Origin of the sequence: Streptomyces sp. WELS2 (assembly GCF_013870595.1) — a bacterium.
Classification (GTDB): Bacteria; Actinomycetota; Actinomycetes; order Streptomycetales; family Streptomycetaceae; genus Streptomyces.
The window spans coordinates 1-6,997 of sequence record NZ_JACBWZ010000296.1 but is presented as its reverse complement, the minus strand read 5'-3'; the positions used below and the strand labels follow the sequence as shown (position 1 = coordinate 6,997).

Here is a 6,997-nt window from a genome sequence, read left to right as displayed (position 1 = left end):
TCTCTACGACGCCCTGCCGCCCGGCCTGCGCGGCCGGGTGGCCCTGCTGACGGCCAACGTGCCCTACGTCCCCACCGCCGAGGTGGCCCTGCTCCCGGCGGAGGCCCGCGACCACGAACCGCTGATCGCGCTGGACGGCCGGGCCGCCGGACTAGATCTGCCGCGCCGCGTCGCCGCCGGCGCCGCCCAGTGGCTCGCCCCCGGCGGCAGCCTGCTCACCGAGACCAGCGAACGCCAGGCACCCGCCGCCGTACGCGCCTTCGCCGACGCGGGCCTGACGACCCGCCTGGCCGTCGACGAGGACCTGTACGCGCACGTGGTCATCGGCGTACGCCCGGCACCGGCACGACGGGGGACGGCGCGGTAGGCGCCGCCGCCCCGCCGGTCACCCCGGCTCCTGCGCCCGGGCGATGAGCAGCGCCACGTCGTCGTGGTTGTCCGGGTGGCGCAGCGTGCGCAGGAGGTGGTCGCAGGTCTCCTCCAGCGGGCGGGCGGGGTCGTCCAGCAGCGACAGCAGCAGGGCCAGCCGCTCGTCCAGCGAGTGGGAGCGGGTCTCCACCAGCCCGTCGGTGTAGAACACCAGCTCGTCACCGGGCTCGAAACCGACCGTGACGGTGGAGAAGCCGACCCCGCCCACGCCGAGCGGCACCCCGGTGGGCAGGTCGAGCAGCTCCGGCGGGCTGCCGGGCCGTACCCGGGCCGGCGGCAGATGGCCGGCGTTGGCGATCCGGCACTGGCGCAGCCGCGGGTCGTGGACGGCGTACACGCAGGTCGCGATGGAGTGGTCCAGGGCCGAGGTCGTCTTGTCCAGGTGCTCCAGCAGCCGGGCCGGATCGAGGTCGAGCGCGGCGAGGGTGGTGGTCGCGGTGCGCAGCCGGCCCATCGTGGCGGCGGCGCCGACCCCGCTGCCCATCACATCGCCCACGACGAGTGCGGTCTTGCCGCCCTCCAGCGGGATGACGTCGAACCAGTCGCCGCCCACCTCGCTGGTGGCCCCGGCCGGCTGATAGCGGGAGGCCACCTCCAGGGCGGTGGTGACCGGCGGATGACTGGGCAGCAGGCTGCGCTGGAGGGTGAGCGCGGTGTTGCGGGCGTTCTGGTACCAGCGCGCGTTGTCGATCTGCACGGCGGCGCGGGCCGCCAGCTCGCGCGCCAGCAGCACGTCGTCCTCGTCGAACGGGGCCGGGTTGCGGGTCCGCTTGAGGTCCAGCGCGCCCAGCACCTCGCCGCGCGCGATCAGCGGCACCGCGAGGTACGAGTGCAGGCCCGCCCGGCCGAGCAGCACGGCCGCCTCGGCGGAGCGGGCGATCAGCGGCAGATCCTCGTCCTTCACCCGCGGCACCAGCACCGCCTCGCCGGTGCGCACGCACTCGGTGACCAGCCGGTCCGGCCCGTACCGGGCGATCTGGCCGGGCGGGTCGGCGGCCCGGACCGCGTCGCTGCCCTCCGCCGGGCGTACGGCCAGCGCCCGGATCACCGCCGACTCCGAGGGCCCGAGCGCGCTGGGCCGGCCCTCGACCACCGCGTCCAGCAGGTCCACCGCCGCCACGTCCGCCAGCTCCGGCACCGCGACCTCGGCCAGCTCGCAGGCGGTGCGCTCCAGCTCCAGCGTGGTGCCGATCCGGGCCGAGGCGTCCGCGATCACCGCGAGCCGGCGGCGCGCGGTCTCCGCCTCCACCGAGGCCCGGTGCTGCTCGGTGATGTCGACCAGCGAGACGGCCACCCCGAGCACATGGCCCAGGGTGTCCTCCAGCCGGTACAGCGAGTGCGACCAGGTGTGGTCCTCGTCCGGGTCGGCCGGGGTGCGGCCGACCAGTGTGTCGTCGATCAGCGGCACACCCGTCTCGAGCACCCGCCGGGCCGCGGCCTCCAGGTCGCCGGCGTTCAGCAGCGGCACCACCTCCCGCAGCGTCCGGCCCACGTGCTCGGCGGCCGGCACCCCGTTGATGCGCTCCAGGGCCGGGTTGACGGAGACGAACCGCAGCTCGGTGTCCAGGACGGCGTAGCCGATCGGGGACTGCTTCACCATCCGCTCGGACAGCGCCACGTCCTGTTCCAGCCGTCGTACGGTCGACTGGTCGGCGGCCAGCCCGAGCGCGTAGACGTCCCCGCGGTCGTCCAGCAGCCGCATGTTGCGGAACTCCACCACACGGGTGCTGCCGTCCTTGTGCCGGATGGGGAAGCCGCCCGCCCAGCTCTTCCCGGTGCGCATCACGTCGGCGAACAGCCTGCCCACCAGCCGGCTGTGCTCCTCGTGCACCATCAGCCGGGCGGCGTACTGCCCGAGCGCCTCCTCCGCGGGGTACCCGAACAGTTCCTCCGCCTGCGGGCTCCACAGCACGATCCGGCCGTCCCGGTCCAGCACCACCGACGCCACGCCCAGGACGTCCAGCAGGCCGCCCGGGGGAACCGGACCGCGCGCGGGCTCGCCGTTCTCCGTCACCGGAGCCTCGGCCGCACTCATGCCACGCACCGCCTTCGCCCGTCCGCACGGCACGCCGTGCCTCGTGCCGACTGTCCTCGTTCTACCGCGCTCACACCCGACTCTCCGCCGTCGCCGTTCTCCCTCCACCATCTCTCAACACGGCGGCGGACGTCCGCCGGAGCCGTCGCGCCGGTGGCGCGCGCGGCTCGGGTTCCCCGCCGGGACCGTATCGCGCGGTCCCGGGGGCCGTGAGAGTTCACGCCCATGTTGCGTTATTGGTCTGTACATGACTATGACGCCACGCCACACTGTCCGCCGTCCGAGTGCCCCCGTCACCCGCCCGAGGAGCCGGCCATGCCCGCGTCCGCCCGGCAACGCTGTCACACCGTCCTCGCCGGACTCGTCACCCTCGTCACCGCCGCCGTCGTGTCCCTGGCCGCGCCCGCGCCCGCCTCGGCCGCCGGCACCTGGACCGAGACCGGCTCCGACCGCGCCGACCCGCTGACCGAGAGCCAGGGGCTGACCTCGGTGGAGGTCCCGGCGAACAGCCCCAACCGGTACACCGGCGTCGGCACGATCCCGCCCGGCCTGGCCGGCCGCGGCTGGAACCACGTAGGCGACCCCGACGCCTCCTACGACGGCTTCTACATCGAGCCCTACCAGCGGGACTCCGGCAACTCGAAGATGTTCCGGGTGCAGGCGCCCGGCGGCGCGTGGTCGGAGTACGTCCACACGCTCGGCCCGGGCGAGGCGCTGAACAACTCCTGGGCCGCCGTCTCGCCCGACGGCCGCTGGACGCTGTCCGGCGAGTGGGGCACCATGACCCGCCTGCTGGTCTTCCCGACCCCGGGCGTCAACCCCGCCACCTCGCCCTCGGCGGACCTCCCGCTGGTCTCCACCGTCCGCCTGGACCACGCCGTCCGCGACGTCCAGGGCTGCGACTTCACCGGCCCCACCACCCTGCTGTGCTCCTCCGACGACCCCGAGGGCAGCCTCTTCGGCCTCACCAAGCCGCTGCTCCAGGTGGACCTCTCCGCCCCGCCGGACGGGACCGCCGACGTCACCGGGCACGTCACGGCGGTGCGCCAGTTGCCGCTGCGCAGTTCCTGCCAGGGCTCCTTCGAGGCGGAGGGCATCGACTACGACCGCCGCAGCGGCGTGCTGCGGGTGATCGTCGTCTCGCCCGGCTTCTGCGTGCTGACGGACAGCAAGACGTACAAGTTCACCCGCGGCTGAGGTGTGCGGAAGCACACGTGGTGTTTTCCTGGGGGTGGACGCGGTTCGGCGGGGTACCCCGTTCCACCGCAGCGCGGCCACGAAAGGAGCGATCATGGCAGACACGGAGCGGTCGCATCCGGAAACCGTCACGGTGGAGATCAGCGGATCGAAGGAGGACGCCCGTCTCGTCTTCGAGGCGCTCAGGTCCTGCTTCGCCTCCGACCGGGGCGCGGACGAGGAACCCCAGCAGCTCCACGAGACCCGGCCGATGGTCTGGCTCGGCACCTACGACGTCGCCGAATCCCGGGGCTCCGGCTGCCCGCCGGTCCACCTCGGGCAGCCGGTCCAGGCGGACGTCCAGGGCGGCTACTGGGCCGTCGACCGGTTCCGCACCACCCTGGACTCGATGTTCACCGTGAAGGAGACCTGTACGGCCTCCGGCGACCAGGAGCGGGATCTGCACCTGCGCCTGGAGAGCCGCTGAGTCACCGGGGCGACGCCCCGGCCGGCCCTGCCCGGCCGGGGCGTCTGCGCCGGCCCGTACCCGTCCCGCAGGGTGATCACCACGAAGACGACCGAGTCGTCGCGCGGGCAATGTACATACTATTAGGTACACAGGTGGCTGGTTGTGCAACTAGTTGCACAAAGCCTCGGGCTTCCTCTACAACAAGGGGTGACGACACCCGGCACGGAGGGCCCGATGAGCCGCTACCCGCACCTGATGACCCCGCTCGACCTGGGCTTCACCACCCTGCCCAACCGCGTGCTGATGGGCTCCATGCACGTCGGTCTGGAGGAGGCCGAGCGCGGCTTCGAGCGGATGGCGGCGTTCTACGCCGCCCGCGCGCGCGGCGGCGTGGGGCTCATCGTCACCGGCGGCATCGCCCCCAACGAGGAGGGCCGGCCGTACGAGGGCGGGGCCAAGCTCACCACCGACGCGGAGGCCGAGCGGCACCGGGTGGTCACCGACGCCGTGCACCGCGAGGGCGGCCGGATCGCCCTGCAGATCCTGCACTTCGGCCGCTACGCCTACCACCGCGACCTCGTCGCGCCCAGCCCCCTCCAGGCGCCCATCAGCCCCTTCGTGCCCCGCGAACTGACCGACGCCGACATCGAGCGCACCATCGACGACTACGCCCGCACCGCCCGCCTCGCCCGGCGGGCCGGCTACGACGGCGTCGAGATCATGGGCTCCGAGGGCTACCTGATCAACGAGTTCATCGCCGCGCCGACCAACCGGCGCACCGACCGCTGGGGCGGCTCGTACGAGAACCGCATGCGCTTCCCCGTCGAGATCGTCAAGCGGGTCCGCGAGGCCGTCGGCGAGGACTTCATCATCATCTACCGGCTGTCCATGCTGGACCTGGTCCCGGGCGGCTCCTCGCTGGCGGAGGTGATCACCCTCGGCAAGGCGGTGGAGGCCGCCGGCGCGACGATCATCAACACCGGCATCGGCTGGCACGAGGCCCGCATCCCCACCATCGCCACCTCCGTGCCGCGCGGCGCCTACACCTGGGTCACCAAGAAGCTCATGGGCGAGGTGTCCGTCCCGCTGGTCACCACCAACCGCATCAACACCCCGGAACTCGCCGAGGAGTTGCTCGCCGACGGCTGCGCGGACATGGTCTCCCTGGCCCGCCCGATGCTCGCCGACCCCGACTTCGTCGCCAAGGCCGCCGCCGGCACCCCCGAGGCCATCAACACCTGCATCGGCTGCAACCAGGCCTGCCTCGACCACACCTTCAGCGGGCAGATCACCTCCTGCCTGGTCAATCCGCGCGCCTGCCACGAGACCGAGCTGGTGCTCGCGCCGACCCGGCTGAAGAAGCGCGTCGCCGTGGTCGGCGCCGGTCCGGCCGGCCTCGCCTGCGCGGTCTCCGCCGCCGAACGCGGCCACGCCGTCACCCTGTTCGACGCGGCGAGCGAGATCGGCGGACAGCTCAACGTCGCCCGCAAGGTGCCCGGCAAGCAGGAGTTCGACGAGACGCTGCGCTACTTCCGCCACCAGCTCGACGCGCACGGCGTCGACGTCCGCCTGGACACCTGGGTGGAAGCCGCCGACCTGGACGGCTTCGACGAGGTCGTGGTCGCCACCGGCGTCAGCCCGCGCACCCCGGACATCCCCGGCGTCGACCACCCCCGTGTCCTCGGCTACCTCGACGTGCTCCGCGACGGCGCCCCCGTCGGCGACCGCGTCGCCGTCCTCGGCGCCGGCGGCATCGGCTTCGACGTCGCCGAGTACCTCACCGACGGCGGCGACAAGGCGAGCGAGGACCCGGGAACCTACTTCCGGAACTGGGGCGTCGACCCGGACTACCGGGCACCCGGCGGCCTCACCGCCCCCGAGCGGCCCGCCCCGCCCCGCCGGGTGCACCTGCTCCAGCGCAAGACCAGCAAGGTCGGCGCCGGCCTCGGCAAGACCACCGGCTGGATCCACCGCATCGAGCTGAAGCACCGGGGCGTCACCATGGTGCCGGGCGTGCGCTACGACCGGATCGACGACGCCGGCCTGCACATCACCGTCGGCGGGGAGAGCACGGTCCTGGAGGTCGACACGGTCGTGCTGTGCACCGGTCAGGAGCCGCGCCGCGACCTGTACGAGGCGCTGGTCGCCGCCGGTCGCCGCGCCCACCTCATCGGCGGCGCCGACGTGGCCGCCGAACTGGACGCCAAGCGGGCGGTCAAGCAGGGAACGGAGCTGGCGGCGACCCTGTAGGGGCCGGGCACCTCCCTCCCTAGGATGAGCCCATGTCACTCCCGCACGCGATCCTCACCGCCCTGCTGGAAAAGCCGTCGTCGGGACTGGAACTGACCCGCCGGTTCGACAAGTCGATCGGCTACTTCTGGTCCGCGACGCACCAGCAGATCTATCGCGAGCTGGGGAAGCTGGAGGCCGAGGGGCTCATCCGCGCGCTGCCGTCCGAACAGCCGGCCCGCGGGCAGAAGAAGAGCTACGGGGTGCTGCCCGCGGGCCGCGCGGAACTGGCCCGCTGGACCGCCGCCGCCCAGGACCCGAAGCCGCAGCGCGACGTGCTGCTGCTGCGGCTGCGCGCGGCCGCCGTGGTGGGCACCGCGGGCCTGGCGGCGGACCTGCGCCGCCACCTGGAGCTGCACCGCCGGCAGCTCGCCGAGTACCGGGAGATCGAGAAGCGCGACTTCCCGCCCGGCCGGGACGCCCCGCAGGACCGGCTGCGCCATCTGGTGCTGCGGGCCGGGATCGACCTGGAGACCTTCTGGACCCGGTGGCTCACCCACGCCCTGGCGGAGTTCGCCGAACTGCCGGACACCGACTGAAGGGGTTTCACAGCCGGTACGGACGGGAGCGGCGGCGCAGCGCCCAGCCGGTGGCGACGA

The 6,997-nt window shown here is 73.3% G+C and carries 5 protein-coding genes and 1 pseudogene; 5 read left to right on the top strand and 1 reads right to left on the bottom strand.

The window, feature by feature from the left end; translation table 11 throughout:
• Positions 1 to 367: pseudogene (locus tag H5J33_RS18280) on the top strand (putative protein N(5)-glutamine methyltransferase); the annotation flags it as partial.
• Between the two features lie 18 nt (positions 368 to 385).
• Here the strand turns inward: H5J33_RS18280 and H5J33_RS18275 are convergent.
• Positions 386 to 2,464, bottom strand: coding sequence for a SpoIIE family protein phosphatase (locus H5J33_RS18275; protein ID WP_181796008.1), 2,079 nt, complete (start codon positions 2,462 to 2,464; stop codon positions 386 to 388).
• Between the two features lie 315 nt (positions 2,465 to 2,779).
• Between H5J33_RS18275 and H5J33_RS18270 the strand changes: the two genes are divergently transcribed.
• The 4 genes from H5J33_RS18270 to H5J33_RS18255 all read left to right on the top strand — a co-directional run bounded on the left by H5J33_RS18270 (position 2,780) and on the right by H5J33_RS18255 (position 6,937).
• Positions 2,780 to 3,661, top strand: a complete 882-nt coding sequence (locus H5J33_RS18270) for a hypothetical protein (RefSeq protein WP_181796007.1) — start codon at positions 2,780 to 2,782, stop codon at positions 3,659 to 3,661.
• Between the two features lie 94 nt (positions 3,662 to 3,755).
• Positions 3,756 to 4,127 (top strand): hypothetical protein, encoded by a 372-nt coding sequence (locus tag H5J33_RS18265; protein ID WP_181796006.1) that lies wholly within the window; start codon positions 3,756 to 3,758, stop codon positions 4,125 to 4,127.
• 216 nt (positions 4,128 to 4,343) lie between these two features.
• Positions 4,344 to 6,359 carry an NADPH-dependent 2,4-dienoyl-CoA reductase gene (locus H5J33_RS18260; protein ID WP_181796005.1) on the top strand — a complete coding sequence of 672 codons (2,016 nt, stop codon included), beginning with the start codon at positions 4,344 to 4,346 and terminating at the stop codon, positions 6,357 to 6,359.
• 32 nt (positions 6,360 to 6,391) lie between these two features.
• Complete coding sequence (locus H5J33_RS18255) at positions 6,392 to 6,937, top strand: PadR family transcriptional regulator (RefSeq protein WP_181796004.1); 546 nt, start codon at positions 6,392 to 6,394, stop codon at positions 6,935 to 6,937.
• Positions 6,938 to 6,997: the final 60 nt, after the last annotated feature.

What these genes read in the sequence shown, in the direction of transcription:
- H5J33_RS18275 (WP_181796008.1), bottom strand. Translation starts at nt 2,464, where the DNA reads ATGAGTGCGGCCGAGGCTCCGGTGACGGAGAACGGCGAGCCCGCGCGC.
- H5J33_RS18270 (WP_181796007.1), top strand. Translation starts at nt 2,780, where the DNA reads ATGCCCGCGTCCGCCCGGCAACGCTGTCACACCGTCCTCGCCGGACTC.
- H5J33_RS18265 (WP_181796006.1), top strand. Translation starts at nt 3,756, where the DNA reads ATGGCAGACACGGAGCGGTCGCATCCGGAAACCGTCACGGTGGAGATC.
- H5J33_RS18260 (WP_181796005.1), top strand. Translation starts at nt 4,344, where the DNA reads ATGAGCCGCTACCCGCACCTGATGACCCCGCTCGACCTGGGCTTCACC.
- H5J33_RS18255 (WP_181796004.1), top strand. Translation starts at nt 6,392, where the DNA reads ATGTCACTCCCGCACGCGATCCTCACCGCCCTGCTGGAAAAGCCGTCG.